Raw genomic sequence first — 26,616 nt, forward strand, 5'->3', positions numbered from 1 at the left:
GCCTTTCCTTACGGCCCTATCGGGGCCCTCGTCAGGGCGCGCTACCGCGGGTTTGTGGCGGCGGGTTGGCCTAGGTCGCGGGGCCGGTGACGCGGTTGATATGGCCCATTTTGCGCCCCGGGCGGGTGTCGGCTTTGCCGTAGAGGTGGATTTGTGTGCCAGAGGTTGCGGCGTGGGCGGATGCGCTGTCGATCTGGTCGCCGATCAGGTTTTCCATCACCACATTGGCGTGTCGCGTACCATCGCCAAGCGGCCAGCCGGTGATGGCGCGGATATGCTGCTCGAACTGATCGACCGCGCAGCCCGCTTGGGTCCAATGGCCAGAATTGTGGACCCGTGGAGCGATCTCGTTCACCACCAGACCTTGCGGCGTGACGAAAAGCTCGACGCCGAGGACGCCGACATACTCAAGCGCGTTTAGGATGCGAGAGGCGATCAGCACCGCGTCGGTTTTCAGGCTTGCTGATATGGCAGCGGGGACAGTTGTTGTGACCAAGATGCCATCGTCATGCACGTTTTCGCCCGGGTCATAGGCGGCGATGGTGCCGTCCGTGCCGCGGGCGGCGATAACGGAGATTTCGGCGGTGAAATCTACGAAACCCTCGGCAATAGCGGGCGCACCTTCAAGGCTGGCCAGCGCGACATCGGCCTCATCCGGCACCATGATCCGTGCCTGGCCTTTGCCGTCATAGCCGAAACGGCGGGTCTTCAGGATTGCGGGTGTGCCGGTTTGGGTGAGCGCTTGCGATAGGTCGGTTTGTGTGTCGATGGCCGCGAAGGGCGCGGTTGTCAGACCCAAACCGGTGAGGAAACTCTTTTCAGTCAGGCGGTCTTGGCTCGTCTCAAGCGCGCGCCGGTCAGGGTAGAGCGGTGTTCCGGCGGCCAGGATGTCGAGCGCCGGGGCGGGGATGTTTTCGAACTCGAAGGTGATCACGTCGCAGGCGGCAGCGAACGCGCGCAGGGCATCCAAATCATCGTAAGCCGCTTGCGTCCACGCATGCGCAACGTCGACGGCGGGCGCCGCACCGGGCTCATAGATATGGGTCTTATAGCCCAAACGCGCGGCGGCTATGGCCAGCATGCGGCCCAGTTGACCGCCGCCGAGAATGCCGATGGTGCTGCCTTGGGGGAGCGGCTCAGTCATCTTGCGGCGTCTCGGGGATCGAGGAGGAGAGATCGGTGCGCCAAGCGTCGAGACGCGCGGCCAAGGCCGGATCCGAGGTGGCCAGAATAGCCGCCGCCATCAGCCCCGCATTGGCGGCACCGGCCGCGCCGATTGCCATGGTGGCGACTGGGAAGCCGCGCGGCATTTGCAGGATCGAGTAGAGGCTGTCGACGCCGGAGAGTGCCTTGGTTTGCACCGGGACGCCAATCACCGGCACCCGGGTTTTCGAGGCCATCATGCCGGGCAGATGCGCCGCGCCGCCCGCGCCCGCAATGATCGCTTTCAGCCCGCGATCCACAGCGGTCTTGCCATAGTCCCAGAGCCGATCAGGCGTCCTGTGGGCCGAAACGATCCGGGTCTCATACGGCACGCCAAGCGCATCCAGCATCTCGGCGGCTTCGCGCATCGTGGACCAGTCGGATTGGCTGCCCATGATGATGCCGATCTCGGCGTTTTCCATGATATTCGGCCCCTTTGGCGGATCAGAGCGCGCACTATAGCCAGACCGGCGGTCTAGGCAATGATATCGGGGGTCAGTTCATCTTCGATCCGGGTGATCTGATCCTTCAAAGCCAGCTTTTGCTTTTTCAAGCGCCGAAGGGTCAGCTGATCGGGCCGGGTACGTTCGGAAAGGGCGGAGATGGCCTCATCCAAGTCGCGATGCTCACGCCGAAGCACCTCCAGCTTCACGCGGAGCACCTCTTCATGGCTCATTTCGGTGGGGGCGTTCATCTCAAAGCCTTGCAGGATTCGCCTTAACAGCGGTTCAAGATAGCGAGAAATGCCCGTGAGGCAAAGTGTTGCCGCCCTTGCAGGGACCAAATGCCCGCCCCATATTATATCTTAACCGGGCTGCCGAATGCGGGGCCCCAGATAGCAGATCGCTTAGCGCTAAGGATGTGCCCGATGACCAAATTAACCCTTGGATCGCACCCATTTCTACTGGGATTCGATCAACTGGAACGCCTAGTGGAACGCACCGCGAAATCGGGCAATGACGGCTATCCGCCCTATAACATCGAACAAAAGGGCGAAAACGCCTATCGGATCACGCTCGCGGTGGCGGGTTTTGCCGAAGAGGATTTGTCGATCACCGTCGAGGACCGGCAGTTGGTGATCCGCGGGCGGCAGGCCGATGACGACAATGGCCGGATGTTTCTGCATCGCGGCATCGCGGCCAGGCAGTTTCAGCGCAGCTTCGTTTTGGCCGAAGGGGTCGATGTCGCGGGCGCGATGATGGAACATGGGCTTCTGCATGTGGATCTCGCCCGTGTGGTGCCCGATAGCGTGGTGCAAACGATAGAAATCAAAACCGGAGGTAAGAGCAATGTTTGAACAAAATGACGCCGCCCGGACCGAGGGCCAACCGATCGTTTATATTCGCAAAGTGGCGGTCGCGGACCTGCCGCGGGAAGTGCGGCAGCAAGCCGAGGGCTTGGACGAGCTTTATGCGATTGGCAGCGAGACCGGTGAGCAACTGGCGCTTGTCAGAGATCGCAAACTCGCCTTCATCGTGGCGCGCCAAAACGACATGACGCCGGTCAGCGTGCACTAACGACCGGCGCACACCAGGTGTGTGTGGGGAAGGGGGCGCCTGTTATGGGCGTCCCCTTTCTTTGAGGGTGTGCGTTTTGTCGACGGATCTTCTTGGAGCTGAAGCCCGGAAGTTTTGGGGGTTTCCGAGATCACCAATCAAGGTGGACGTCGAGATGGCTCAAATCCTCCTCCATTGACCAATTTGCTTTGGGCATATTGGCGCGGGTATTGGGTCTTCATTTGGGACGAGGCTATCGGTGTCGGCCCATCGCCGAGATGCCGACGGCGGCCAGAATGATAAGGCCCATTGTCAGGTCGCGGAAAAACGGGTCGATGCTGAGGATGTTGAAGCCGTTATTGACGAGCGCGAGCAAGAAGACACCGGCGAGCGAGCGCCAGACCGCGCCTTGGCCACCATAGATGCTTGTGCCGCCGAGAATGACAGCAGCGATGGCTTGTAGCTCCATGCCCGACCCGGCAGAGGCCTGTCCAAGCGCCACGCGGGAGGTCGTGATGATCGATGCAAGCCCGGCGGCAAAACCGGCGATGGCGAAGGTTGCGATCTTGATCCGGTTTGTACGGATGCCCGACAGGATCGCGGCTTCCTCATTGCCGCCAACCGAAAAGACGCGGCGCCCGAACGTGGTATGATTAAGAAAGAAGGTTAGGAAGATTGCGAAAATCGCCATAAGCCAAACGGCGTTGAAGACACCCAAGAACCGTCCACGCCCGAGCCAAGTGAACTCATCGAGGCGAACGGAGATGAGCCGCCCATCCGACAGAGCCACGGCGATGCCGCTGAAGATGAGCGCGGTGGCGATGGTTGCGAGAAAGGAATGAACACGCAGTGTGGTGATGGCGAGCCCGTTGACAAACCCCAGAGCCAACCCGACGAAAGGCGCGAGCAACAGGCCCAGATAGGGGTTCACGTTCAACGCGAGCCATGCTGATGCGACAGATCCCATCGCAAAGATCGCCCCGACCGATAGATCAAAGCCCCCCACGATGATCACGAGCGTCATTGCCGAGGCCATGATCGCCAGTGGCGCGTTCTGGTTCAGGATGTTCAGGAGGTTGCGCCCCGTCAGAAAGCTGTCAGAGGACAGTGACAACACGATCATCAGGACCGCGATTAGGATCAGAACCGCGTAAGATTGCATGAAATGGATGAGTTGCGCGCGGGTCATGCCACGTTGTCCTCCGTGCCTTGATGGGTGAAGAGGGCGGCGAGCACATCGGCCTCGCTCACCACGTCGGGATCGATCTCGTCGACCAGTTGGCCGCGATCGACAAGATGGACACGCGTCGCCAGGCCAAGCACCTCGTCAATCTCGCTGGAGATGATCAGGATCGCTGCGCCCTCCCGAGCCAGCCGTCCAATTTCGTTGTGAATGGCCTCGCGGGCACCAACGTCGACCCCGCGCGACGGTTCGTCGAGGATGATCACTTTCGGATTGCCCGCGATCCATTTGCCGATCAGCACCTTTTGCTGATTGCCGCCGGAGTAATTCGAGATGTCACCATCAACCAGGGACGGTCGAATTTGGAACCGGTCGATGAGCCGTTGCGCCAAGCCGCGCTCTTCGGTTTCGGCCAGAATGCCGGCCTTGGACATGTGTGTGAGATGCGGGAGCGATATATTGGCCCGCACCGGGAGGGTCATGACCAATCCGTGGCCGCGCCGATCCTCAGGCACAAGGACGAGCCCCGCCTCGGTTGCCGCGCGGATGTTGTGTGGGGGTAGGCGGCGGCCAGCAACTTCAACTTGGCCCGTGGCGGGGTCTGCGCCGATGATCGCGCGTGCAATCTCGGACCGGCCTGCGCCCACAAGGCCAGCAAAGCCGACGATCTCTCCGGCGCGAATATCCAGCCGCGCGACCTGAGCCCCATTGGGTGACGAGAGATTGCGCACCGAAAGCATGACATCGCCATGATCACGGCATTTTTCGGGGTAAAGCGTTTCGGATTTCACGCCGCCCAACATCGCGCTGACCAACGATTCCTTGGTTTCCTCGCGGGTTTCACCGCTTTGGACGGTTTCCCCGTTTCGCAGAACCGTCACACGATCGGTCACGTCGAGGATATCTTGCAAAAAGTGGGTCACATAGATCACCGAGCGACCCTCGTCGCGCAGTCTTCGCATAATACGGTGCAGTTGATCGACTTCGGTCTTCGAGAGCGACGCGGTCGGCTCGTCCATCACGATCACACGCGATTGGCGGGCGAGGGCGCGCAAGATTTCTATTTTTTGTTGTTCGGCAATGGTCAGACTTGCTGCGGCCGCATCCGGGTCGAGATGTAGGCCGCTTGTCTCCATCAGCGCCCGAAGCCGTTTGGCTTCGGTGCCCTTCAGCACGCCGTGGCGATGCTCCTCTAGGCCAAGAAAGACATTCTGCGCCACCGTCAGTGCCGGAACGAGTTGCAGTTCCTGATGCATGATCGCCACGCCGTTTTCCAACGCCGTCGGAGTGTCCCACCGATCCTCGATGCGGCCATCCACCTCGATCTGCCCCTGCGAGGCGCGGTAGTAGCCTCCCAGAACTTTGCCCAAGGTGGACTTGCCGGCGCCGTTCTCGCCGATCAGACCGTGGATTTCGCCGGGGTGGATGTCGATATCCACCCCGGTGAGCACCTGAATGTCGCCGAAGCGCACCCCGATGCCACGGGCCGAGAGAAGCGCGCCGGTGCTCACCGCGGCACCGATGCCTCGGTATCGACACTGCCATCTTCCGCGATGACAACACCGTAGTCGCGCTGCGCCGCGGTGGGGCTGACCAGTCCGCGGGCGACATCGCGGGCCACCGCGTCAAAGTCGCGTTCCATGGGGTCACCGTTGCCGCCGCCGCCGCCGCCGGTCTTGCATTCCACAACCGTGCCCGCAGGCAAGGCGCGGGCGCGCATCTTCAGGGTGTGTTCGACTGTACCATCGGGGAAGGCAACGGTGATTTCGGGACCAAGACCGTCCTTGCCGCCATTCAGGCCCCAGGCCGGGGTCTTGGACCGCTCGAACCAGATGGCACCGAAGTTGTCCTGCAGCATCGTATACCGCCGGGTGACGCCGAAGCCGCCACGGTTCTTACCGGGCCCCGCACTGTCAGCTCGCATGGAGAACTCTTCAAGCCGCACTGGGAACTTGGTCTCCATCACCTCGGCAGGGATATTGCGGAAGCCGCCATTGACCAGGTTGATCAAGGCGCTTTCGCCGTCACTGTCGGCGCGACCGCCCCAACCGCCAGCCGTGGGCTCGATCGAGATCCACTGGCCGCGTTTGGGATCGACCGAGAAGAACCCAACGACCATAGAGTCGCCGTAGTGGGCGGCGGTAGAGCGTTCCGGCATGGCTTCGGACAGGCAGGAGATGAAGAGGTCCGCCAAAAGACCCAGCCCGGTGAAATACCATTCGCAGGCCGCAGGCTCTCCGGCGTTGAACATGCATTCCTCCGGCAAGACCACCGACATGGTTTCGAAGGAGCCACCAGTGATCGCCCGGTCAGGCGAGATCATTGTCTTGTAGGCGAGGCGCAAGAGCGACTCGGTCTGGCTGGCGCCGCAATTGACCGACCCGGCCACGGGGCCGGAGGTCCCCGTCAGATCGACGATCAGCTCCTCGCCCTTCACCGTCAGCGTGAGTGCAACCTTAACCGGTGCGTCGCCGACGCCGTCATTATCGAGATACCCTTCGCGGCTCCAGCTGCCGTCTTGGATGGCCGCGATGGCTTCACGATCCAATTGGCGCGCCTGTTCAAAGATGTTCTGGCAGGCGGCGCGATAGGTGTCGGCGCCAATTTTGCCCAGCAACTGACCCAAACGGCGCTCCCCCGTCCGGATCGCCGCAATTTGTGCGCCGAGGTCGCCAATCGTAGCGCCTTCCAACCGGGTGTTGAGCTTCAAATGGTCATACCATTCGCGGATCGGCTTGCCTTGGCTGACAATCCGGGTCGGCCCGAGGCGCAGACCCTCTTGATAGATATTGGTCGACGACATGGTTGAGCCGGGATCCATTGCACCGATATCGTTCCAGTGCGCCCGCGCCGCGCCGAACCCGACCAAGTCGCCATCGTCGAAGATCGGCCCGATGGCCGTGACATCATGCAGGTGCGTGCCCTGCATATAGCTATCATTCATGATGAAGATGTCGCCTTCGTGGATGTCGTCGCCGTAGTAGTCTTTCACGTGGCGCACACAGACATCGATGGCTCCGATGAAGAGCGGGACGCCGGTGGATTGACCGAGCATGTTGCCGTGCTCATCCATCAAGGCGACGGCACTGTCTTTGCCTTCATAGATGATCGCCGAATGGGCGGAGCGCCACAGCGAGGCATTCATATCCTCGGCGCAGGAGATGACGAAGTTACGGACGACTTCGGTGGTAATCGGATCGGCGGTGCTCATGCGGCGTCCTCCTTCACAAGGCTCATATGGCCGCCATCAATCAACTGGGCGGTCCAGCCCGGGGGCAGCAACGTGGTCGATGTGACTTCTTCGATGATGGCGGGACCAGAGACGGCATCGCCGTCGCCGATGCTGTTGCGGTCGATGATCGCGGTCGATACGTGGCTGCCGCCGAACCAGACGTCGCGCTCGCGCGCGGGGCGCGGCTCTGCCCGCTCGGGCGGAGCATTTTCGGGGCGATCCAGACGACCGAGCGCCGCGAGCCGGATATTGGCCATCTCGACCCGGTTCTCCGGCGAGTTATGACCATACTGCCGTTCATAAGCCGCGTCGAAATCGGCCCGGATCTTGTCCATGTCGATCGGGCCATCATCAAGCTGGATCGTGAGCACGTATTCTTGGCCGTAATAGCGGAAGTCGATTGCCCGCTCGATGCCGACACGGTCCTTATCGATCCCCTCTTCGGCCAGAAAGGCGAGGCCCTTTTCTGCGAGGCCGTCGAAGGCATCTTCAATGCTCTTGGCCTCAATCTGATCCCAGAAACTGTAGAGCGTTTCCTTGAAATCGTGCCGCACATCCGTTTGCAACATGCCCCAGGCGGAGAATGCGCCGGGGTGGACGGGAATAATGACTTCGCTGATTTCCAGCTCTTCGGCCAGGGCAGCCGCCTGCGCGGGGCCGGCCCCACCAAACGCCACCAAGGAGAACTCGCGCGGGTCGATGCCGCGCTGAATGGTGATGGTGCGGATCGCGTCGGCCATCTTGGCGTTGACGATATCGATCACCCCTTGCGCCATCTCTTCGGCATTCATGCCGAAGTCGGCGCCGAGTTTGGCGAGGGCGTCCGCCGCGGCGTCGCGGTCGAGGGCCATCTCACCGCCAGAGAAATTGGCGCCATCGATCCGACCAAGGACGAGGTTGGCATCGGAGACGACTGGTTCTGTTCCGCCCAGCCCATAACATACCGGCCCTGGTTTGGACCCGGCCGATTGCAGGCCGACACGCAACGCGCCCGCCTCTTTCCAGGCGATGGAGCCGCCACCCGCACCGATGACGTGGATATCAACCACGGACATCTGGATTGGCAGGCCTTCCAGCATCGCTTCATTCGAGGTTGAGGGTAGCCCGTCGATGACCAACGAGGCATCGAAAGAGGTGCCGCCCATATCGACGCAGATCAGGTTCGGCCGCCCGGTCGCCGCCGAGAGCGCTTTACCACCAATGGCGCCGCCAACCGGCCCCGACAACAGCGTCTGGAAGCGGGGTTTCCGATGCGGTGGTTGCCGTCATGACGCCGCCATTAGACTCCATCACGTGCAGCCGCCGCCCGCGGGGAGCCGGTCGCCCATCTCTGCCTGAAGTGTCGAGATGTATTTGCGGACAACTGGCGCGAGATAGGCGTCGGTGACCGTTGTCGAGGTGCGTTCAAACTCCCGCCATTCTGGCGAGACGTGATGCGACAGGACGATCTGTACGCCCGGCAAGCGTTCCTGCAGATAGTCACGAGCGGCCAATTCATGCGCTGAATTGTTAAAGGAAAAGAGCAGGGAGACGGCAATCGCCTCGTAATTCTCGGTTGCGCATGCCTCGACCACCTTGTCGAGGTCCGACAGGCGCAGCGGCTCCAATTCATCCCCATTTGCGGCGATGCGCCCGGCAACCGTGTAGGTATGCTCAAGGGAGGCGAGCGGTTCGGGCTTGTTCCATTGGATCGAGAATATCTCGCCCCGATCATTGCCCTGGATCGTATAGATGTCGCGGAAGTTTTCGTTGGTCACCAGGGCGACCTTGGACCCCCGCCGCGTCAGCAACGCGTTGAGGCCAACTGTCGTACCGTGAACAAAGAAGGCCATCGCGCCATCGTCGCCCAATATCTGATCGATGCCTTTGAGAACGGCCAGCGCGGGGTTGTCAGGGGTCGACAAAATCTTCGTCGCCCCGCAGCGCCCCGTTTCGACGTCTTGGTAGACAATATCTGTGAATGTGCCGCCAATATCAGCGGACACGCGATAGCTTTTACTCATGATTGCTGCCTTTCGGATGACCTGGCGGAGCGTGGACCGACGCCCCACCGTAAAGTGACGATCACTGTTCCCATTCACCGGTGAATTCTGGATTGGCATCGAGAACTTCGATGTCGATCATCGCTTGAACGGGCCCTTCCTCATCCATGTTGATCGCTTGAGTGACGGGGGCGCCTTCGATTGCATTGGCGATCTGTTCCATCGCCAGGGCCCCCATCGTCTTAGGGAAATAGGCCAGCGTGGAATCCCACCGACCTTCACGGATCGCGTCAATTGCGATAGCGGCCGCGCCGCCGCCCGACAAATACAAATCCGCCGGGTTCATGCCGGCTGCTTCCAGTGCAATCTCGACGCCGACAAGATGTTGGTCGGCATTTGAGAGGACCACATCGACATCTGGGTGGACCTGCAGAATGTCGGTCATTGCTTGGAGGCTTGGGTCGGGGGCGTAGTAGCCTTCGCCGACCGCGACGATCTCGATATTGTCATGTGCGGCAAGGACAGTTTCGAAGGTTTCGAGCCGCAGGTTGTCGAACGGGAAGATTCGCGCACCGATCATGACCACGACATTGCAAGGGTCGTGATCGGCGCAGTATTCTACGACTTCTTCGGCCTGGGTTGTGGCGCCCGCCACGGGGGAGAGGCGGCGGTCACGGTTATGCCGTCGACCTGCGGCTCGAGAGAGTTCAGATCAGGGCCCACTGGGAACAGGACAGTGCCAATAGGCACCCCGTCTGCGATGGCTTGCTCGAAGGCGCCCGCGATTCCCACCGAATCGTTGGGCGAAACGATCATGCCGACGAAACGGCCGGATGCCAGCGCGTCCTCAATCTGACTGTATTGCAGCGCCGCATCGAATTGCCCGTCGAGAATCTCAGTCTCATAGCCCCGCTCGGCGGCCACGGCCTGAACGCCTTCATACGTTGCTTGATTGAAGCCGTTTTGCGAGGTGCCGGCGAAATACGCGATTGTGCCTTCTGCCGTCGCCGCGCCTGCCATCACGGTCAGGGCCGCCCCGGTCATCAGAGTTGTTTTGAGTGTCATCGTATCGCTCCTCCCCAAGAGAATTTCCGGCTGTATCACATTTAGCGTTGCACATAATCCAAACTTTATGCAAGATTAATTTTATGAAGCCAAAGACCCCAAAACCCCCGCCCACCGATCCGCAGCCGCGCAAGAAACGCGGCGCGTTGATGGTTTATGAGAAGCTTCGCGACGACATTCAGTGGATGCGCATCGCGCCCGGATCTGCACTGGATGAGGTCGCGCTAGCGCAAGCTTATGAGGTCTCGCGCACGCCGATCCGTGAGGCGCTTTTATTGCTTGTAAATGAAGGGTTTGTGCAGTTTCTGCAGAATCGGACAACCATTGTTGCGCCGCTTTCGATGCACAACCAGAATGCGTTTCTCGACACATTCATCTTGCTGTCGCGCGGGTTGATACGGGCGACAACGATGCATGGTCCGGTGGATCGCGACGCCCTTGCGCCGTATCTTGACGACTACTCCGAAGGGTTGGCCGAAAACGATGTCGAGCGGGCGTTTCGTGCTCAACTTGGCCTCTTTCGACACCTGACCGAACTCGCGAAAAATCGGTTCCTCGCCAAATATTTTCTTGAGGCGCAGGATGCCTCTGTTCGGATGAAGTTGCTCTACTTTTTCCCGCATCTTTCTGCCGATGACATCGCGACCGCCCGCATAAAGCTAGAAGCGGTGATTGATGCGGTTGCCGCGGGCGATCCAGAGGCCGGGGATCGGGCCGTAAGCGATGTCATTCTATTCGAAACCCAAGTCATTCAACGCGGCATCGAACCGCGTTTCGGCCACCAGATGACGCTAGAGTCGCCCGGAACGGGAGGGACGTCGTGAGCATTTTGTTGGATCGGCGCAGCCGTGCCATCGACATTATGCGGGCGGCCGGTCTTGGGGCTGTCGCTTTTGTGCCGGGTCCAAACCTTACCTATCTGACTGGCGTCCATCTGCATTTGATGGAGCGGCCAACGCTTTATGCCCTCACAGCCGAAGGGCGGAGCGTTGCGATGATGCCCAGTCTTGAGCGGCAGAAATGGGACGCGGCCATGCCGGACGCGGAGACGGTCTTCTGGGACGATTCGGATGGACCGGATGGGGCGTTCAGAGCTCTTGTGGACATGCTGGCGGCAGAACACCCACTTGGTGTTGAAGGACTCAGAATGCGCGCGGCTGAGTATAGAGCCTTGGCGCAAAGCTTCGGGCCAGAGAGGCTGGTCGATGCCGATCCAGCCATGGCTGCCCTGCGGCTCATCAAGAGTTCAGACGAGATTGGCGCACTCCGCCGCGCCGTCGCTATCAGCGAAGCCGCGCTTTATGAAACGCTGGATGCTGGCATCGCGGGCCGCAGTGGCCATCAGATCGCGGCCCGGCTGAAGGCGGCAATGCTGGCGCATGGCGCGATGGGGTTTGCTTTTGATCCTATCGTCCTGAGCGGCGAGGAATCGGCCGACCCTCATGGCGATGTCAGTGCGCGGATCCTGAGCCCGGGTGACCCACTTCTGATCGATTTTGGCGCAAGCTGGGGCGATATGCATGCCGACATCACGCGCACGGTTTTCTGCCGTCATGCGACGGACGCCCATGCCCAGATTTACGAAACCGTACGTGTCGCCAATGAGGCGGGTCGCGCCGCCGTCTGCGCGGGTAGAGCGATTGGCGATGTCGATCACGAGGCGACGGCCGTTCTGGAAAAATCACGTTTCGCGGATCTGATCCTTCACAAAACCGGCCATGGACTGGGTCGCGAAGTCCATGAAGCGCCAGCCAGTGACGCGCGCCAATCGCGATCCGCAACAGGCAGGTATGGTCTTCACAATTGAGCCTGGGCTTTACCGGTCGGGGGATATTGGCGTGCGCATCGAGGATGATGTCATTGTGACCGATACCGGGCATGAGTGTTTAACCACTTTTGCCAAGGAGTTAATGGTCTATGCTTGATGACATCCATGCCCTGCGCCGGTTTGGAAAAACCCTCTCCTGTGACAAGTGGATCAGCCCTTTCCCAGCACTTGAAGAGCTGTGCCAGGTGATGATGGGCCACAAGCTTTTTTCTTGTTCCATCTTTCGCATGAGCGGTCCGCAGCAGGGCGTGGCGGCACGTGTCTATTCTAATGACGCCGGAAGCTATCCGATTTCCGGGCTGAAGGAGATCGTTCCGAACCGTTGGACCGAACATGTCATCCTGCGCCGCCAAACCTTTGTCGCGAATTCTGTTGATGGCTTCATGGATGTGTTTCCGGATCACGCGCTCATCGCGTCGCTCGGCCTCGGTTCGGTTGTCAATCTGCCGGTGATCTTGCGCGGTGAGTTCATCGGTACGGTGAATATGCTCCATACGGCGGGCCATTATACGGATGCGCGGCTCCGGGCGATGGAGGATTTGGTGGTGCCGTCGCTTTTGGCCTTCGAGGCTTCGCCAGAGGCGGTGAAATAGACGCCCTTGGCCGGCCTTCATCTGTCGGCTGATGGGCTGGCGTGGAGCTTACCCCTGCGAGTTGTCGCGCCAGCGGTTCACGATCGGATAACGCCGGTCGAGCCAGAAGGCGCGTTCGGTCAGCCGCGCACCGGGGGCGGATTGGAAACGCTTGTATTCGCTAATGTAAATCAGATGCTCGACCTTTTTCACCGTCTCCCGATCATGGCCCTTCGCGACGCAATCGGCGACCGATGCCTCTTTGTCGATCAGTAGGTCCAGGATGTCATCCAGCACGTCATACGGCGGCAGGCTGTCCTCGTCCTTCTGGTTCTCGCGCAGCTCCGCCGTCGGCGGCTTTTCGATCACGCGGGGTGGGATCACCTCACCTGCGGGGGCTTTCATCCAGGGCCGGTGATTGGCGTTGCGCCAGCGGCAGGTCTCGAAAACACGGGTTTTGTAGAGGTCTTTGATCGGGTTATAGCCGCCCGCCATGTCGCCATAGATCGTGGCATAGCCCACGGCGACCTCGGATTTGTTGCCGGTGGTGAGCAGCATTTCCCCGAATTTGTTGCTGAGCGCCATAAGGGCAACGCCGCGCAGACGGGATTGGATGTTCTCTTCCGCCACGCCCGGCGCGGTGCCGTTGAAAAGTGGCGCCAACGCTTCGGTGACAGCGGCGCGGGGGCCGGAGATCGGCACCGTGTCGAGCCGTGTGCCAAGCCGCTTGGCCACATCCGCGGCATCTTCCAGCGAGGTCTCGGATGTGTATTCCGAGGGCAGCATCACGCAGCGGACGTTTTCGGGGCCAAGCGCGTCGGCAGCAATGGTTGCCACAATCGCGCTGTCGATGCCGCCGGAGAGGCCAAGGACGACCTTGGAAAACCCGGCCTTTTCAACATATTCGCGGGTCGCCTCGACCATCACGCGATAATCTGCTTCCCATTCATCCGGCAGCTTGGCTTTCTCACCATCCACCGCGCGCCATCCCTCGGGTGTGTTTTCGAAATCGACATGGAACAGGCCTGGCTCGAAAGCTGGCATTTGATGGGTCAACGCCCCGCCGGGGTTCAACACAAAGCTGGCACCGTCGAAAATCTGGTCATCCTGGCCGCCAAGCAGGTTCAGATAGACCAGCGGTAAGCCCGTTTCGACCACGCGGGAGACCATCAACATCTGGCGCAGCGCGAATTTGCCCCGATGATACGGCGACCCGTTGGGCACCAGCAGAATCTCGGCGCCGGTTTCAGCCAGGGTCTCTGTCACATCCTCGAACCAGGCATCCTCGCAGATCGGCACCCCGATCCGCATAGGGCCGACCCGTACCGGGCCCGCCGGATTTCCGGCGTGGTAATAGCGTTTCTCGTCAAACACTTCGGAATTGGGCAGGTGATGTTTCAACACCTCGGCGCTGATCTGGCCGTTTTGCAGGATGAAATAGGCGTTGAACGGCTTGCCCGCGCCGGGCAGTGGCCCGCCGATGCCGATTGCCGGGCCGTCGGCGCAATCGCTGGCCAATTGGGTCAGCACCCGCTGCACATCGGCGGCGAAGGCCGGTTTGCGCACCAGATCCTGCAACTGATAGCCGGTGATGAACATCTCGGGGAAGGCGATCATATCGGCCCCGGCGGCCTTCGCCTCGGCCCAGGCTGCGCGCGCCATTTCGGCATTGCCGGTCAGATCGCCCACGGTTGGGTTCAACTGCGCAAGAGTGAGGCGGAAGGTCTCGGCCATATCGGTCACGCTTTTCCTGTTTGTCCGGGCAGAGGTTTAGCAGATCGGTCAGCGCCGCCAAGCCATACCGGCGCTCTCACGGCGAAATGCGTTGCGAGGCCCCCAGTCCTCACCTAGGTTTGGATGGGATCAGGATAAGACAGACGAATGGGGAGAGCGGGACGTGCAAAAGCCAGGGTGGGGCATGATCCGACAATTGGCCGGGGCCGGCGCACTTGGTCTGGCGTTGAGCGGCGCGGCGCTGGCGCAGGTCGATATCCAGCAATACGACAATGGCGGGATTTACGAAGGCGAGTTCCGCAACGGGGTTCAGCATGGCCAGGGCACCTATCGCCTGCCCAACGGGTATGAATATACCGGCGAATGGGTGGATGGCGAAATCCGCGGCCAGGGGCGCGCGGTCTTTCCCGACGGGTCGATTTATGAGGGCGCGTTTATTGCCGGGCGGCCCGAGGGGTTCGGCAACATTACCTTCGCCGACGGCTCCACCTATGAAGGCGAATGGGCTGATGGCCGGATCAATGGCCAAGGCATGGCGCTATATGCCAATGGCGTGCGCTATGAGGGTGGCTTCGTCAACGCGCTGCATCATGGCACCGGCGTGATGGAGAGCCCGAATGGCTATCGCTATGAGGGCCAGTGGGAGAATGGGCTGAAAGAAGGCCGGGGAGTGATCACCTATCCCGATGGCGCGGTCTATGACGGAGAGTTTGAGGCCGGACAACGCGCCGGGACCGGGCGGCTCGAAATGGCCGATGGCGTGGTCTATGTCGGGGCTTGGGCAGGTGGGCAGATCAATGGCGACGGCATTCTGACCCAACCCAATGGCGATATCTATGAGGGCACGTTGGTCAATGGCCAGCGCCAGGGGCGCGGCGTGGTTCGCTATGCCAATGGCGATGTGTATGAAGGCGATTTTGCCGACGATCGCCGCCAGGGCCAGGGTACGTTCACGGGCGCGGATGGCTATCTCTATGTCGGCGAGTGGACAGAAGGCCGGATAGAGGGTGAAGGGCGTGTGACCTACCCCGATGGCTCGATCTACGAAGGTATGTTCCGCAACGATTTGGCCCATGGGCGGGGCACGATCACCTATGACGACGGCTCCAGTTATGAGGGTGATTGGGTTGACGGAGTCATCCAAGGCTTCGGCGTGGCGCGCTATGCCAACGGGCTGGTCTATGAGGGGCAATTTCTCAATGCGCGGCAGCATGGGCAGGGGGTGATGACCCAACCCAACCCGGAATATGACGCCGAGGCCGCCGAGGCCGAGGGCGACGCCTATGATGTGCCGGAACTTCTCTATCGTTATGAAGGCGCGTGGGAGAACGGCCTCCGCCATGGCGAGGGGATCGCCACCTATGCCGATGGTACGGTGTACGAAGGGGGCTTCGCCGAAGGCCAGCGCGCCGGCGAGGGGCGGCTGAGCATGCCCGATGGCTTCACGTATCAAGGCGCGTGGGCCGAGGGGGAGATCAATGGCGCCGGTGTGGCCACCTATGCCAATGGCGATGTCTATGACGGGTTCTTCGTCAATGGTCGCCGCCAGGGGCAAGGGATGATGACCTATGCGACCGGCCAAGTTGCGGAAGGCGAATGGGAAGATGGCCGGTTGACCGATGCGACGGAGAGCAGCGGTAACGAAGAAGCCGCACCAGAGGACCCGGATACGTCAGAGGCGGCACCGGCGACTGATCAATAGCGGCGATCAAAGACACCGGGCAAACCGCCAGGCGGAGATACGAAAAGGCCGGAGGTGCATCCCCCGGCCTTTCGTTTGTTGTGCCGACCTTAGACGGCGATCAGCCCCATGCTTTCCAGCTTCAACAGAACCTGCTGCGCACAGTAATCGACTTCCATCCCTTCGGTGTCGACCACCAGTTCGGCGGTTTCGGGGGCCTCATAAGGGTCTGAAATCCCGGTGAACTCTTTGATCTTGCCTTCGCGCGCAAGCTTGTAGAGACCTTTGCGGTCGCGGCGTTCACATTCCTCCAGCGACGTCGCGACATGCACCTCTACGAAAGCGCCGAAATCCTCAATCATCTCGCGGACGGCGCGACGGGTCGCGGTATAGGGCGCAATTGGCGCACAGATCGCGATGCCGCCGTTTTTGGTGATTTCAGACGCGACATAGCCGATCCGGCGGATGTTGATATCGCGATGCTCTTTCGAGAAGCCAAGCTCGGAGGACAGGTGTTTCCGAACCACATCGCCGTCAAGCAACGTGACCGGGCGGCCCCCCATCTCCATCAGTTTGACCATCATCGCATTTGCGATGGTGGATTTGCCCGAGCCGGAGAGGCCGGTGAAAAACACGGTGAAGCCCTGCTTTGAGCGCGGTGGGCGCGTGCGGCGCAATTCGGCAACCACATCGGGGAAGGAGAACCAATCTGGAATCTCCAGCCCTTCGGCCAGACGGCGGCGCAGTTCGGTGCCCGAGATGTTCAGAACCGTCGCGCCTTCGGCCACCTCATCGGCGGGCTGATATTCGGCACGCTCCTGCACGAAAACCATATGTTTGAAGGGCACCATCTCGATGCCGATCTCGTCTTCATGCTGTTTGAACAGGTCTTGCGCGTCGTAAGGCCCATAGAAGTCCTCGCCTTGGCTGCTGTTTTTGCCCGGGCCCGCGTGGTCGCGGCCAACGATGAAATGGGTGCAGCCGTGGTTTTTGCGGATCAACCCGTGCCAGACCGCCTCGCGTGGCCCGGCCATCCGCATGGCCAGGTTCAGCAGACTCATCGTGGTGGTGGCCGAGGGGTATTGATCTAGCACCGCCTCATAGCAGCGGACTCGCGTGAAATGATCGATATCGCCGGGTTTGGTCATACCGACGACCGGGTGAATGATCAGGTTGGCCTGCGCCTCTTTCGCGGCGCGGAAGGTCAACTCCTGATGCGCGCGGTGGAGCGGGTTGCGGGTTTGGAAAGCCACGACCCGGCGCCAGCCAAGCTTGCGGAAATAGGCGCGCAGTTCGTTCGGTGTATCCCGACGGGCGCGGAAATCGTAATGCACCGGCTGTTGGATGCCAGTGATTGCGCCGCCCAGATAGACCGGCCCCGCGATATTGTGCAGGTAGTTTACGGCAGGATGCGCGATATCATCGGCCCCAAAGACCATCTCGGCCTCGCGGGCCTTATTCGGCAGGTATTTATCGCCAATTGAGAGGATGGCGAGGATCACGCCTTCCTGATCGCGGAGGGCGATGTCCTGGCCGGGCTCAATGCTATCTGCGAACTCCTGGCTGACATCGAGCGTGATCGGCATCGGCCAGAGTGTGCCATCGGCCAACCGCATGTTTTCGACGACAGAGGTGTAATCCTCTTCGCTCAGGAAACCTTTCAGCGGGTTGAAGCCTCCATTCATCAAGAGTTCAAGGTCGCAAATCTGGCGCGGGGTCAGATCCCAGCTTGGCAGTTCGGCGGCTTCGGCTTTGAGTTTCTGTGCTGAGTCATATGAGACATAAAGCTCAGGCACCGGGGCAAGGTTTGGTTGCATCGCTGTCGTCCTGTTTTTGGAAGGGAGAAGGCCGCTTGCCGCGCCGGTCAGCTCGGCATGCAGTGTGTCGTATTCCACGAGCTTTCGGGCAAGGAACCGATCAGCCAGGCGGGCTTTTTCGGCGGCTCCTCGCGGGGTCAGCGCGTAGGAAAATCTCTGGCGTCGATCTGGTCCGGCACGGTCGGAAATCGTGACTAGGCCTTGATCGGCCACAGCCCGTAATTGCGCATTGAGCCGCCCCAAGCTGATGCCAAGCGCTTCGGCCGTCGCCCGTTGCGACGCTTCTGGCGCGGTGTCCAGTTGCCGCAAGAGCCGAAAGAGCAGGTCTTCATCTGGCTGTGGCGTATCAAGGGGTGGTGCGGGCATTCGAAGCTCAGGTTGAAAGTGTGTTCACGGGTGAACACATTTCACAAGCCCGAGCGTAGGGGAAGAGAAAATCTGCCCGGCAACAGATTGTTTCAGCGCCGTGGCCGGTCGGCCACGCGCTTCTCAGATGTCACTTAAAAGGGGATCTTACTCCGCCGCGTCGACCGGAGCGGCATAAGCTCCGGCTTCGACCGTCTCTTCGCCTTCAAGCTCGGCGATGTATTTCTCGGCATCCAGAGCTGCCATGCAGCCCATACCGGCGGAGGTGACCGCTTGGCGATAGATATGGTCGGTCAGATCGCCTGCCGCGAAGACGCCCGGGATCGATGTGCGGGTCGAGCCAGCCTCGACCTTCACATAGCCACCATTGTGAAGCTCAAGCTGGTCTTTCACCAGCTCCGTCGCAGGGGCATGCCCGATCGCCACGAAGAAGCCTTTGCAGGGCACTTCGGTGATCACGCCAGTCTCGACATGTTTCGCGCGGACGCCTTCGACGCCGCGCGGCTCATCGGTGCCGACAACCTCTTCCACGGTATGGTCCCAGAGGATTTCGACCTTTGGGTTTTTGAACAGGCGTTCCTGCATGATCTTCTCGGCGCGCAGGCTGTCCCGGCGGTGGATCAGTGTGACTTTCGAGGCGAAGTTAGTGAGAAACAGCGCCTCTTCCACCGCCGTATTGCCGCCGCCGATCACCACGATCTCCTGCCCGCGATAGAAGAAACCGTCGCAGGTCGCGCAGGCCGAGACGCCGAAACCTTTGAAATGCTCTTCCGAGGGCAGGCCAAGCCACTTCGCTTGCGCGCCGGTGGCCAGAATGACCGCATCGGCCGTGTATGTCGTGCCGCTATCGCCCTCTGCCGTGAATGGGCGTTTCGACAGATCAAGCGATATGATGTGGTCGGAGATGATCTCCGTCCCCATCTCTTTGGCATGCGCCTCCATCCGCACCATCAAATCAGGGCCCATAACGCTGCTATCGCCGGGCCAATTCTCCACATCTGTGGTGATGGTGAGCTGCCCGCCGGGCTGAATACCTTGCACCAGGATCGGTTTCAGCATTGCGCGGCTGGCATAAACGGCGGCGGTATATCCCGCAGGGCCGGAGCCGATGATCAAAACGGGGCTGTGACGGGTGTCGGACATGGGCGGCAGCTTTCGTATCTCGGGTTGCACGGGGGAGGGGGATCCCGCCCGGTTCAAGCGATATAACGACCCGGGCGTGCGGAATAAAGAGGCCGCTTGTTCCGATGCGGAAAGCCTTGCATTTGGCGCCTCGCTCTTCCATATGTTGCGCGATAACGAAAGAATATTGCGTGATAGATGGGAGTGTTGGACATTTCCATAATCCCCACGCAGAGGGAGCCGATCTATGTCAACTGCCAAGCTGGACCCAATCGACCGTAAGATTCTGGCCGAGTTGCAGGCCGATGGCCGGATGACCAATGTCGAACTGGCCAAGCGCGTCGGTATCTCGGCCCCGCCCTGTCTGCGGCGGGTGCGGACTTTGGAAGAGGCAGGGTATATCAAGGGCTATCATGCCGATGTGGATGCGCGGCAACTGGGTTTCGAGGTGCAGGTCTTCGCGATGGTGGGGCTGCATAGCCAGGCCGAGGCGGATTTGGTGGCGTTCGAGGCGCTCTGCCAATCCTGGCCACTGGTTCGAGAATGTCACATGCTGAATGGAGAAATCGATTTCATCCTGAAATGCGTCGCCCCCGATCTCAGCTCGTTCCAAAGCTTTCTGACCGAGCATCTGACCTCGGCGCCAAATGTTGCGTCGGTCCGGACATCGCTGGTCATTCGCGGTGCAAAGGATGACCCGGGCGTGCCCTTCGATGTGATGGAAGAAAGGTTGAGCCAAACCGCATGACCGGCACGGGTCCGTCTTCGATCACGGCCGTTTATCAGGCGGCGCTGACGGCGCAGAAAGCCAAGCGTTTCGATGATGCGCGGCGGCTCTACCGGCAGATTCTCGATCAACGGCTATTGGCGGAGCCGATGTTCCAGTTGGGGCAGATCGCGGCGGAGACCGGGGATCGGGCCGGTGCCGCGAAATGGTATCGCAAAGCCCTGAAGTTGAAGCCAAAGGAGCCCGCGCTCTGGCGCGCTTTGATCGGCGTAAGCCGCGGCGGAGAACGAGAAAAGGCGCGGCGGCAGGCCAAAGCGGCGGGCGTTGCTTTGCCGGCGCCCGGGCAAGACCTTGTTGAAAGCGCCGATATGCTCCTGGCGACGGGCCGCCTTGACGCGGCGAAGGACCGCTATCGAGAGGCGATAAAGGCCGGGGCACCCGCAACAGCAGTCCTGACTCATATGGGTGCGCGGCTCAGCCATGCCGATGATCACCAGGGGGCATTGGCGGCCTTGAACGAGGCGATAGACCTTGCCCCCAAGGCCCCGTCCGCACGCGTGCTCAGGGCAACGCTGTATCAGACCATGGGTGAACTTGATCTGGCAGAGGCGGAACTGCGCCAAGTCTTGGACGTCGCGCCGTTTCATGGATCGGCTTGGTTGGCCCTGATGCGGGGCCGGAAACAGCCGGTCGATTCCACCGATGTGGCGGCGTTGGAGGCCCGGCTGGCAGATGGGGTAAGCGATGCCGACGCAAGGCGGCTGATGTCTTTCGCATTGGCGAAGGCGCTGGAAGATCAGGGGCGGTATGGAGAGGTCTTCGCCCCCTCAGTGTCGCCAATCAGATCACCGCACGTCGGTTCCCATATGGGTTTGACAGCGATCTGAAGTCGATCCGGGCGCGGCTCCGCCATTATGAGCCGGACGTATTTGATGGGTTCGCCGGCGCGGCGCCGATTTTCGTAACCGGTTTGCCGCGCTCTGGCACGACTTTGGTCGAGACGATCCTCAGCGCACATCCCGATGTGGCCGCTGGTGGCGAAATGGCGCTTTTCGACGATACCATTCGCCCGTTGGTCGAGGCGGCCAGTGCCGGGCAGATGCCGCCATCTCAGGATTGGCTCCGCGCGGGGCAGGCTTGGGCTGAAAAGGCGCAGGTCAAGGCGGGTAGTGGGCGGGTGACCGACAAATCCATTTCGACATTCTCGATGATGGGATATGTGGCACGCGCCTTGCCGGGCGCCAAGTTTGTGCTCTTGAACCGAGACCCGCGCGATGTCGGCCTGTCGCTTTACAAAAACCAATTCGCGGATGGGCAACACCGCTATTCCAATAGCTTGCGAGAGATCGGGCGCTATATCCGCCTGTTCGAGGCGGTGACGGCAGAGTGGCGGCGGATGATGCCGGATCGGGTGCATGTCATTGATTATGACGCGCTTACATCGGACCCAGAGCCGGAAATCCGGCGGCTCCTGGCGTTCTGTGATTTGGACTGGAACCCGGCCTGCCTGAACCCGGAACAGACGGGCCGTGCGGTAAAAACGCTGAGCGTCGCCCAGGTGCGCCAGCCGATCAATCGCGGCTCGGTTGGGGCTTGGCGACGGTTTGAAGCCGAGTTGCAGCCTTTGATTGAGGCGCTTGATACCGAAATTACGCTTTAAGCTCTCTGAAGATAAGAAAAGGCGGCCATTCTGGCCGCCCTTCTTGCAAGCATACCGCTCGATTGGTGTTAGCTGGCTTGTTTGAGAGTTCCCTCGACCGCCAACTGCCTTTTGGCCCGAACCTGTCGTGCCCAAGGCATCTCAATCTGGTCCTTCTTGCTTTCCGCAAGAACCGATTTCATCCAACGCCGCTTCATCATCTGCCTGTTCCTTCGACTTATCATCGTGTTGTTTTCCGGTCGTTTCCGGATTGAGGACAATCTGCAGGCGCATTCAGGCAGTCTTGCGGCTTTCGTGCTAATTCTCGGTAAAAATTGGTGACAAAAATGTGGCCGAGATGCCCCCTGATTTTCCCCTATTTTCCGCAAATCCTAAGCATTTGGTGGCCGTGATTTTGGCAGCGGCAGGGCGATACCTGCCTCGTCTTTGCCGCAAATGCGCTTCTCGCGCTGACAATCGGGGCAGATTGGCCGCATTCTGCGGCCTGGTTTCTCAAAGACGAATTGCTGAAATCAGGCGGCCATAATCCGCCTCACCTTCATGAACCGAGCGGCGGTAGGAGTAGAACCGCAGTGGATCCGAATAGGTGCAATGGCGGGTCCATTCCGCTTGGCCGATGCCCGCTGCGCGGAGCCGCATCAGACCATAGGCGGGCAGATCGAAGAGATATCGGTCACCGGCCCCGTTGATAAAGAACCGAGCATTTTCGGGGTCTTCATCGAGGAAACGTTCAATAAATTCTGGACCCACTCATAGGCGCGCTGGCTGATCGAGGGGCCGATCACGGCCTGAATCCGCGCGCGCTCCGCCCCGGCTTCGACCATGACCTCAATTGTGCGCTCCAACACACCATTCAGCGCGCCACGCCATCCCGCATGGGCGGCGGCAATCACGCCACCGGCTCGATCCGCGAAGAGCACCGGCTGACAATCAGCGGTCAGAATCGCAATCGCGATGCCCGGCGTGGTTGTCACGATGGCATCGGCGCGCGGTTTCGGGTCTTGCGTCGTCTTGTCCAATATGACCGCCTCTGCGGAATGGACCTGATGCACGGTCACAAGCCGATCTGGTCCTACGCCCATGGTTTGCGCGACGCGGTCACGGTTCAGGGCAACGATCTCGGCTTGATCCGACGAGCCGCCGCCGCAGTTCAGACCTTCAAAAATCCCCGAGGATGCGCCCCCACGTCGGGTGAAGAACCCATGCGTCATGCCCTCCAGAAGATCGGAGGTTAGCGGTTCAAGACGTGTGGTCACTGGACACATCGGGGGCGATTGGCTCCAAGGCTGGCAGGGGTGGGGCATCGGGCGGACGAAGCCCCATCACTTTGAACAAAGTTCCCATTTCGTCGGGGTGCGTCAACCGCTTGTGTGCGGCGATATGCTCGATGCGTGCCGGACCTGAGAGTTTCTCGGCGAGATGTTGCGCCCGGACCGTGATGCCGAGCCGTTCGAGGAACACACCCTGTGGCACCAGTGCCGAGGCTTGTGCAGGCATCGCCGCCCGCGCCAGGGGGCTGAACGCCACCTGGGCGGTAAGGTCCGCCTTTCCAGGGTCTTGCAGCGGGTCGGCAAAACGATGTTTAAGGACGGCCTGCAAGGTTTCACCGATGCTGTCCCATTCGCCATAGTCGATGAAAAGTGCGGCGCCGCCCGCGTTGGACACCCGCCGCCCGATCTCTTCGGCAATAGGGAGAGCCGGGGCATTTAGCTCAACCACTTGGCCGCGCACCGTATCGGCCAGCCGGTCTTCAAGCGCCGCGATTGCGCTCTCGGGACCGAGCCCCCAGATCAACCGGCTGCCATCGGTGCCAATCTGGCGTTCGTGCCAGGCCGTCTCGGTCCGCAAGAATTGACGGATCGGTAGAGCGTCAAAAAACTCGTTGGCAACCAGGTAAAGCGGTCCGGGCGGAAGGTCGCCCACGTGATCGACAAAATGCGGCTGATACCCAGCCAGTGCGGCCCTTTGCCGGGCGCGCAGCACCGGAGAGGCTTCGACCAAGACCACTTGCATGGCTTGATGGAACCCCTCGACCATCACCGTTGCCCGCAGCAAGTCGGCCATAAGAGTGCCCCGCCCAGGGCCAAGCTCGGCCAAGACAAACGGGCTTGGACGCCCCTGATCAAGCCAGACTTGCGCCAGCCACAGCCCGATGATCTCGCCAAACATCTGGCTGATCTCAGGCGCGGTGGTGAAGTCGCCCCCCGCGCCGAACGGGTCTTGCGTCACATAATAGCCGTCATGCGGGTTCAGCAGGCATTCGGTCATATACTCGGAAACCGAGATCGGCCCGTTGCGCACGATGCGTGCGATCAGACGTTCGCCAAGCGGCGTCACGTGGCGCGCCTGCGCGCGATGACGATGATGGCGACCCCGATCACCAGCATCGGTAGCGAAAGAAGCTGCCCCATGGAGAGGCCGAGGGTTGGGGTGAGGGCGAGCACATGGCCAAGCGGGTTGTCGGGCGTGATGAATTGCGGGTCTGCTTGGCGGAAATGCTCCACGATGAAGCGCCCCAATCCGTATCCGGCAAGAAACAGCCCCATGATCTGCCCCGGGATTTTGAATCCGCCGCGGCGATAGACCAGCCAGAGGATGACAGCGCCCAGGATCAGCCCTTCGAGCGCCGCTTCGTAAAGCTGCGACGGGTGACGGGCGCAGAGCGTTTCCCAAGCTCGTTCGACCAAACCTTCGGGGCCGGGGCAGGCCTGCGCCAAATCACCGGGAAAAATCACGCCCCAAGGCAGATCGGTTGGGCGGCCCCAGAGCTCGGCATTGATGAAATTGGCGATCCGGCCCAGGAACAACCCGACTGGCGCGGCCAACGCCATCGCATCACCCACGCTGGCCATCGGCAGTTTGTGCACCCTACAAAACAAGATACCGGCGACGATGACCCCTAAGAGCCCGCCATGGAAGGCCATCCCGCCTTGCCAGATCATCAGGATTTCACCAGGATTTTGGAGGTAATAGCCGGGTTGGTAAAACAAAACGAACCCAAGGCGCCCGCCAAGGATCACCCCGATAATTACCCAGGTGAGCAGGTTTTCGACATGGGTCGGTGTCATCGGCGGGGTATCGGCGGGCCAAAGCGCCGGCCGTTTGACCGCCATCACCACCATACGCCAGCCGATCAGAAGCGCGGCGATATAGGCCAGCGCATACCAACGGAGCGCAAACTCGAAGCCGCCAATGGCAAAAGAGAAAAGCTCTGGCGAGATGTCGGGAAAAGGGATCGCGGCCTGCATTGGGTCTCCGTCACCTGTCTCTTAGTTTTGGATGCGGCGCGCCTGCGGCGAAGTCAACCTTGATACCGCTCCGCCAGACCGCCATATCTGAGCCAAGCGATATGGAGGCTCTCATGCAGACTCGCAACAAGATGATGGAAGATATCTCGCAGTTGATGACCAACGCGATGGGCGTGGCTCAGGGCGCAAAGGACGAGGCCGAAACCGCGATGAAATCAATGATGGATCGTTGGTTGGCTGATCGGGAGTTCGTGACTCGCGAAGAATTTGATGCCGTGCGCGCCATGGCGCAGAAGGCCCGGGAAGAGAACGAAGCCCTGAAAGCGAGAATTGAGGCGCTGGAAGCCGCAAAAGCCTAGAAGTCATCTAGCGTTTACCATTCTTTTGTCCCAATGCCCTCTTACATCCAGGGCATGATTATCGCGAAAGCCACCGAAACGCTCGCGCCCTCCTTGGCGCATACTCTCTTTCGGGCGTCCGTCACCGGGGCGCTCTGGACGGGTGGCGCGGTCGCTGTTCAGTTGTTCATGGTGAGTTTGATGTATACCGGCTCTGGGTCGGTTTTGGCGGCATTGTTCGGGTTTTTCCTGACAGCTGGTGTAAGTTTCCTGATCTGGTTGCCGGGGGTTTCTGTCGCAGTTTTGCTAGGGCGTTTGGTCTTGAGCGCTGCACGCCGCCAGCGACCCTGGGGGTGGCCACTTTGGATCAGTGGGTTCGCCTTTGTCGGCGCATTCGGCGTGACAACAATACCGGGTTTGGGGATCGGCCAGCTCGTTTCGGTCCTACCAATGCTCTCGCCCGCATTTCTGAGCGCTGACGTGCTGGCCGGGGTGCCATGGTGGCATTCGCTCTTGGCGGCAAGCCTCTGCGCGATCATCGGTTTGCGGGTTGGAATGACGATCCATGCCTATGAGGGCGACAAGATCGAAATGGGCCGGGGCGCGCAGAATTCTGCTTCTTAATCAAAGCTGTTGATTGATCGTGATTTCCTGTGGATAGCGCGTCATTGGGCGCTTGATTGCATCATTTCGTAAAAATACTGCTTTACAGGTCCGAGGATACGGACCACCATATCTAGTATGGGGTCGGGAATATCTCGGCGACCCATAGGTAAGACACCCAGCTTCTAGTGGGCGTCATGGTCGAAAAGACCAGGCCCCGCCGAGGCTGCCAACAATAAAGAGGCCTGGGCAATGTCACTTTCCGAGCAGTATATCGAAACCGACGACATCCATCCGATCGACATTGTCGAGACGATCGCGACCCATCACGATTGGGATTTCGACCGTGTCGCCGATGATCAGATCGCCATGGCCATAGAGGGCCAATGGCGCACCTATTCGGTAACCCTGGCCTGGTCTTCTTACGATGAAACCCTGCGGATGATTTGCACCTTTGACATGGAGCCGCCGGAAGAAAGCCTGCCAAAGCTCTATGAAACGCTGAACCTGGCCAATGACAAATGCTGGGCCGGCGCGTTCAGCTACTGGCACGTGCAACGGTTGATGGTGTATCGCTACGGGCTTGTGCTGGCTGGCGAGCAACTGGCAAGCCCGGAGCAGATCGGCTGCATGGTGGAGACGGCGGTTTTGGCGGCGGAACGCTATTACCCCGCTTTCCAGCTGGCCTGTTGGGGTAACTCCACGCCGTCGGAAGCGATGCAGGTGGCCATTGCGGAGAGTTATGGCCGCGCCTAATCT

Annotated in this window: 29 protein-coding genes and 1 pseudogene; 13 read left to right on the forward strand and 17 right to left on the reverse strand. The window is 60.5% G+C overall.

All coding sequences use genetic code 11. The features are described 5' to 3' along the window. Positions 1 to 70: 70 nt before the first annotated feature. The 3 genes from QTA57_RS09175 to QTA57_RS09185 are packed head-to-tail and all read right to left on the reverse strand — an operon-like array spanning position 71 to position 1,897. Positions 71 to 1,144, reverse strand: coding sequence for a 5-(carboxyamino)imidazole ribonucleotide synthase (locus QTA57_RS09175; RefSeq protein WP_290154717.1), 1,074 nt, complete (start codon positions 1,142 to 1,144; stop codon positions 71 to 73). Beyond that, positions 1,137 to 1,625: a 5-(carboxyamino)imidazole ribonucleotide mutase gene (purE, locus tag QTA57_RS09180; RefSeq protein WP_290154720.1), complete on the reverse strand. Its 489-nt coding sequence runs from the start codon at positions 1,623 to 1,625 to the stop codon at positions 1,137 to 1,139. Before purE ends, QTA57_RS09175 begins: the two co-directional genes overlap by 8 nt. Before the next feature lie 53 nt (positions 1,626 to 1,678). Next, on the reverse strand, positions 1,679 to 1,897 hold the full coding sequence (locus tag QTA57_RS09185; RefSeq protein WP_145215968.1) for a YdcH family protein: 219 nt from the start codon (positions 1,895 to 1,897) through the stop codon (positions 1,679 to 1,681). Between the two features lie 174 nt (positions 1,898 to 2,071). Between QTA57_RS09185 and QTA57_RS09190 the strand changes: the two genes are divergently transcribed. Together QTA57_RS09190 and QTA57_RS09195 are read left to right on the forward strand one after the other, a co-directional pair. Next, positions 2,072 to 2,500, forward strand: a complete 429-nt coding sequence (locus QTA57_RS09190) for an Hsp20 family protein (protein ID WP_145215971.1) — start codon at positions 2,072 to 2,074, stop codon at positions 2,498 to 2,500. Further along, on the forward strand, positions 2,493 to 2,720 hold the full coding sequence (locus QTA57_RS09195; protein ID WP_171561616.1) for a DUF1150 family protein: 228 nt from the start codon (positions 2,493 to 2,495) through the stop codon (positions 2,718 to 2,720). Before QTA57_RS09190 ends, QTA57_RS09195 begins: the two co-directional genes overlap by 8 nt. A gap of 232 nt (positions 2,721 to 2,952) precedes the next feature. Here QTA57_RS09195 and QTA57_RS09200 read toward each other — a convergent pair whose 3' ends face one another. From QTA57_RS09200 to QTA57_RS09230, 7 genes are all read right to left on the reverse strand, one after another. After that, on the reverse strand, positions 2,953 to 3,888 hold the full coding sequence (locus QTA57_RS09200) for an ABC transporter permease (RefSeq protein ID WP_290154724.1): 936 nt from the start codon (positions 3,886 to 3,888) through the stop codon (positions 2,953 to 2,955). Beyond that, entirely contained in the window at positions 3,885 to 5,393 is a 1,509-nt protein-coding gene (locus QTA57_RS09205) for a sugar ABC transporter ATP-binding protein (RefSeq protein ID WP_290154727.1), read from the reverse strand. The genes QTA57_RS09200 and QTA57_RS09205 overlap by 4 nt, the downstream gene beginning before the upstream one ends. Beyond that, complete coding sequence (locus tag QTA57_RS09210) at positions 5,390 to 7,093, reverse strand: hydantoinase B/oxoprolinase family protein (protein WP_290154729.1); 1,704 nt, start codon at positions 7,091 to 7,093, stop codon at positions 5,390 to 5,392. The genes QTA57_RS09205 and QTA57_RS09210 overlap by 4 nt, the downstream gene beginning before the upstream one ends. Next, positions 7,090 to 8,340: a hydantoinase/oxoprolinase family protein gene (locus tag QTA57_RS09215; protein WP_290154730.1), complete on the reverse strand. Its 1,251-nt coding sequence runs from the start codon at positions 8,338 to 8,340 to the stop codon at positions 7,090 to 7,092. Before QTA57_RS09215 ends, QTA57_RS09210 begins: the two co-directional genes overlap by 4 nt. Positions 8,341 to 8,403: 63 nt before the next feature. Then, positions 8,404 to 9,117, reverse strand: a complete 714-nt coding sequence (locus tag QTA57_RS09220) for a hydantoinase/oxoprolinase N-terminal domain-containing protein (RefSeq protein ID WP_290154733.1) — start codon at positions 9,115 to 9,117, stop codon at positions 8,404 to 8,406. Between the two features lie 61 nt (positions 9,118 to 9,178). Further along, positions 9,179 to 9,751, reverse strand: coding sequence for a substrate-binding domain-containing protein (locus tag QTA57_RS09225; RefSeq protein WP_290154735.1), 573 nt, complete (start codon positions 9,749 to 9,751; stop codon positions 9,179 to 9,181). Then, positions 9,715 to 10,161: a substrate-binding domain-containing protein gene (locus tag QTA57_RS09230; RefSeq protein ID WP_290154736.1), complete on the reverse strand. Its 447-nt coding sequence runs from the start codon at positions 10,159 to 10,161 to the stop codon at positions 9,715 to 9,717. Before QTA57_RS09230 ends, QTA57_RS09225 begins: the two co-directional genes overlap by 37 nt. An 83-nt stretch (positions 10,162 to 10,244) precedes the next feature. Here QTA57_RS09230 and QTA57_RS09235 point away from each other — a divergent pair, with 83 nt between their 5' ends. Genes QTA57_RS09235 through QTA57_RS09250 form a run of 4 tightly spaced genes read left to right on the forward strand, consistent with a single transcriptional unit; the run spans position 10,245 to position 12,582 of the window. After that, a complete protein-coding gene (locus QTA57_RS09235) occupies positions 10,245 to 10,985 on the forward strand; it encodes a GntR family transcriptional regulator (RefSeq protein ID WP_290154738.1) in 741 nt (246 codons plus the stop codon). After that, positions 10,982 to 11,968, forward strand: a complete 987-nt coding sequence (locus QTA57_RS09240; protein WP_290154740.1) for a M24 family metallopeptidase — start codon at positions 10,982 to 10,984, stop codon at positions 11,966 to 11,968. The genes QTA57_RS09235 and QTA57_RS09240 overlap by 4 nt, the downstream gene beginning before the upstream one ends. Beyond that, entirely contained in the window at positions 11,952 to 12,086 is a 135-nt protein-coding gene (locus QTA57_RS09245) for a M24 family metallopeptidase (RefSeq protein ID WP_290154741.1), read from the forward strand. Before QTA57_RS09240 ends, QTA57_RS09245 begins: the two co-directional genes overlap by 17 nt. Then, the gene (locus tag QTA57_RS09250) at positions 12,079 to 12,582 is read left to right on the forward strand and encodes a GAF domain-containing protein (RefSeq protein WP_290154742.1); all 504 of its coding nucleotides are present in this window, start codon (positions 12,079 to 12,081) and stop codon (positions 12,580 to 12,582) included. The genes QTA57_RS09245 and QTA57_RS09250 overlap by 8 nt, the downstream gene beginning before the upstream one ends. Positions 12,583 to 12,630: 48 nt before the next feature. Here the strand turns inward: QTA57_RS09250 and QTA57_RS09255 are convergent, their stop codons facing one another. Next, the gene (locus QTA57_RS09255; RefSeq protein WP_290154838.1) at positions 12,631 to 14,295 is read right to left on the reverse strand and encodes an NAD+ synthase; all 1,665 of its coding nucleotides are present in this window, start codon (positions 14,293 to 14,295) and stop codon (positions 12,631 to 12,633) included. A gap of 184 nt (positions 14,296 to 14,479) precedes the next feature. Here QTA57_RS09255 and QTA57_RS09260 point away from each other — a divergent pair, with 184 nt between their 5' ends. After that, complete coding sequence (locus QTA57_RS09260; RefSeq protein WP_290154743.1) at positions 14,480 to 15,997, forward strand: MORN repeat-containing protein; 1,518 nt, start codon at positions 14,480 to 14,482, stop codon at positions 15,995 to 15,997. An 89-nt stretch (positions 15,998 to 16,086) separates the two neighbouring features. Here the strand turns inward: QTA57_RS09260 and QTA57_RS09265 are convergent, their stop codons facing one another. Next, positions 16,087 to 18,159: a bifunctional sulfate adenylyltransferase/adenylylsulfate kinase gene (locus QTA57_RS09265; RefSeq protein WP_290154744.1), complete on the reverse strand. Its 2,073-nt coding sequence runs from the start codon at positions 18,157 to 18,159 to the stop codon at positions 16,087 to 16,089. A 147-nt stretch (positions 18,160 to 18,306) separates the two neighbouring features. Beyond that, entirely contained in the window at positions 18,307 to 19,302 is a 996-nt protein-coding gene (gene trxB / locus QTA57_RS09270; RefSeq protein WP_171561636.1) for a thioredoxin-disulfide reductase, read from the reverse strand. Between the two features lie 226 nt (positions 19,303 to 19,528). Between trxB and QTA57_RS09275 the strand changes: the two genes are divergently transcribed. The 3 genes from QTA57_RS09275 (at position 19,529) to QTA57_RS09285 (ending at position 21,668) form a co-directional block, all read left to right on the forward strand. Continuing rightward, positions 19,529 to 20,029: an Lrp/AsnC family transcriptional regulator gene (locus QTA57_RS09275; protein ID WP_171561638.1), complete on the forward strand. Its 501-nt coding sequence runs from the start codon at positions 19,529 to 19,531 to the stop codon at positions 20,027 to 20,029. After that, positions 20,026 to 20,895 (forward strand): tetratricopeptide repeat protein, encoded by an 870-nt coding sequence (locus QTA57_RS09280; RefSeq protein ID WP_290154746.1) that lies wholly within the window; start codon positions 20,026 to 20,028, stop codon positions 20,893 to 20,895. The genes QTA57_RS09275 and QTA57_RS09280 overlap by 4 nt, the downstream gene beginning before the upstream one ends. Before the next feature lie 83 nt (positions 20,896 to 20,978). Next, positions 20,979 to 21,668, forward strand: coding sequence for a sulfotransferase family protein (locus tag QTA57_RS09285; RefSeq protein WP_290154748.1), 690 nt, complete (start codon positions 20,979 to 20,981; stop codon positions 21,666 to 21,668). 141 nt (positions 21,669 to 21,809) lie between these two features. Here QTA57_RS09285 and QTA57_RS09290 read toward each other — a convergent pair whose 3' ends face one another. From QTA57_RS09290 to lgt, 4 genes and pseudogenes are all read right to left on the reverse strand, one after another. Continuing rightward, positions 21,810 to 21,941, reverse strand: a complete 132-nt coding sequence (locus QTA57_RS09290) for a hypothetical protein (protein WP_290154750.1) — start codon at positions 21,939 to 21,941, stop codon at positions 21,810 to 21,812. A gap of 219 nt (positions 21,942 to 22,160) precedes the next feature. Further along, positions 22,161 to 22,972: pseudogene (gene pgeF / locus QTA57_RS09295) on the reverse strand (peptidoglycan editing factor PgeF). After that, the gene (locus tag QTA57_RS09300) at positions 22,908 to 24,005 is read right to left on the reverse strand and encodes a class I SAM-dependent methyltransferase (RefSeq protein ID WP_290154751.1); all 1,098 of its coding nucleotides are present in this window, start codon (positions 24,003 to 24,005) and stop codon (positions 22,908 to 22,910) included. The pseudogene pgeF and the gene QTA57_RS09300 overlap by 65 nt, the downstream one beginning before the upstream one ends. Then, positions 24,002 to 24,916 (reverse strand): prolipoprotein diacylglyceryl transferase, encoded by a 915-nt coding sequence (gene lgt / locus QTA57_RS09305; protein WP_290154753.1) that lies wholly within the window; start codon positions 24,914 to 24,916, stop codon positions 24,002 to 24,004. The genes QTA57_RS09300 and lgt overlap by 4 nt, the downstream gene beginning before the upstream one ends. Before the next feature lie 113 nt (positions 24,917 to 25,029). On the opposite strand from lgt, the gene QTA57_RS09310 reads away from it, so the two are divergent. The 3 genes from QTA57_RS09310 to QTA57_RS09320 all read left to right on the forward strand — a co-directional run bounded on the left by QTA57_RS09310 (position 25,030) and on the right by QTA57_RS09320 (position 26,613). Next, positions 25,030 to 25,275, forward strand: coding sequence for an accessory factor UbiK family protein (locus tag QTA57_RS09310; protein WP_171561645.1), 246 nt, complete (start codon positions 25,030 to 25,032; stop codon positions 25,273 to 25,275). Positions 25,276 to 25,329: 54 nt separating this feature from the next. Beyond that, the gene (locus QTA57_RS09315) at positions 25,330 to 25,878 is read left to right on the forward strand and encodes a hypothetical protein (protein WP_290151189.1); all 549 of its coding nucleotides are present in this window, start codon (positions 25,330 to 25,332) and stop codon (positions 25,876 to 25,878) included. A 231-nt stretch (positions 25,879 to 26,109) separates the two neighbouring features. Continuing rightward, complete coding sequence (locus QTA57_RS09320) at positions 26,110 to 26,613, forward strand: type III secretion system chaperone family protein (RefSeq protein WP_290151190.1); 504 nt, start codon at positions 26,110 to 26,112, stop codon at positions 26,611 to 26,613. Positions 26,614 to 26,616 lie beyond the last annotated feature (3 nt).

Origin of the sequence: Fontisubflavum oceani (assembly GCF_030407165.1) — a bacterium.
Classification (GTDB): Bacteria; Pseudomonadota; Alphaproteobacteria; order Rhodobacterales; family Rhodobacteraceae; genus Rhodophyticola; species Rhodophyticola oceani.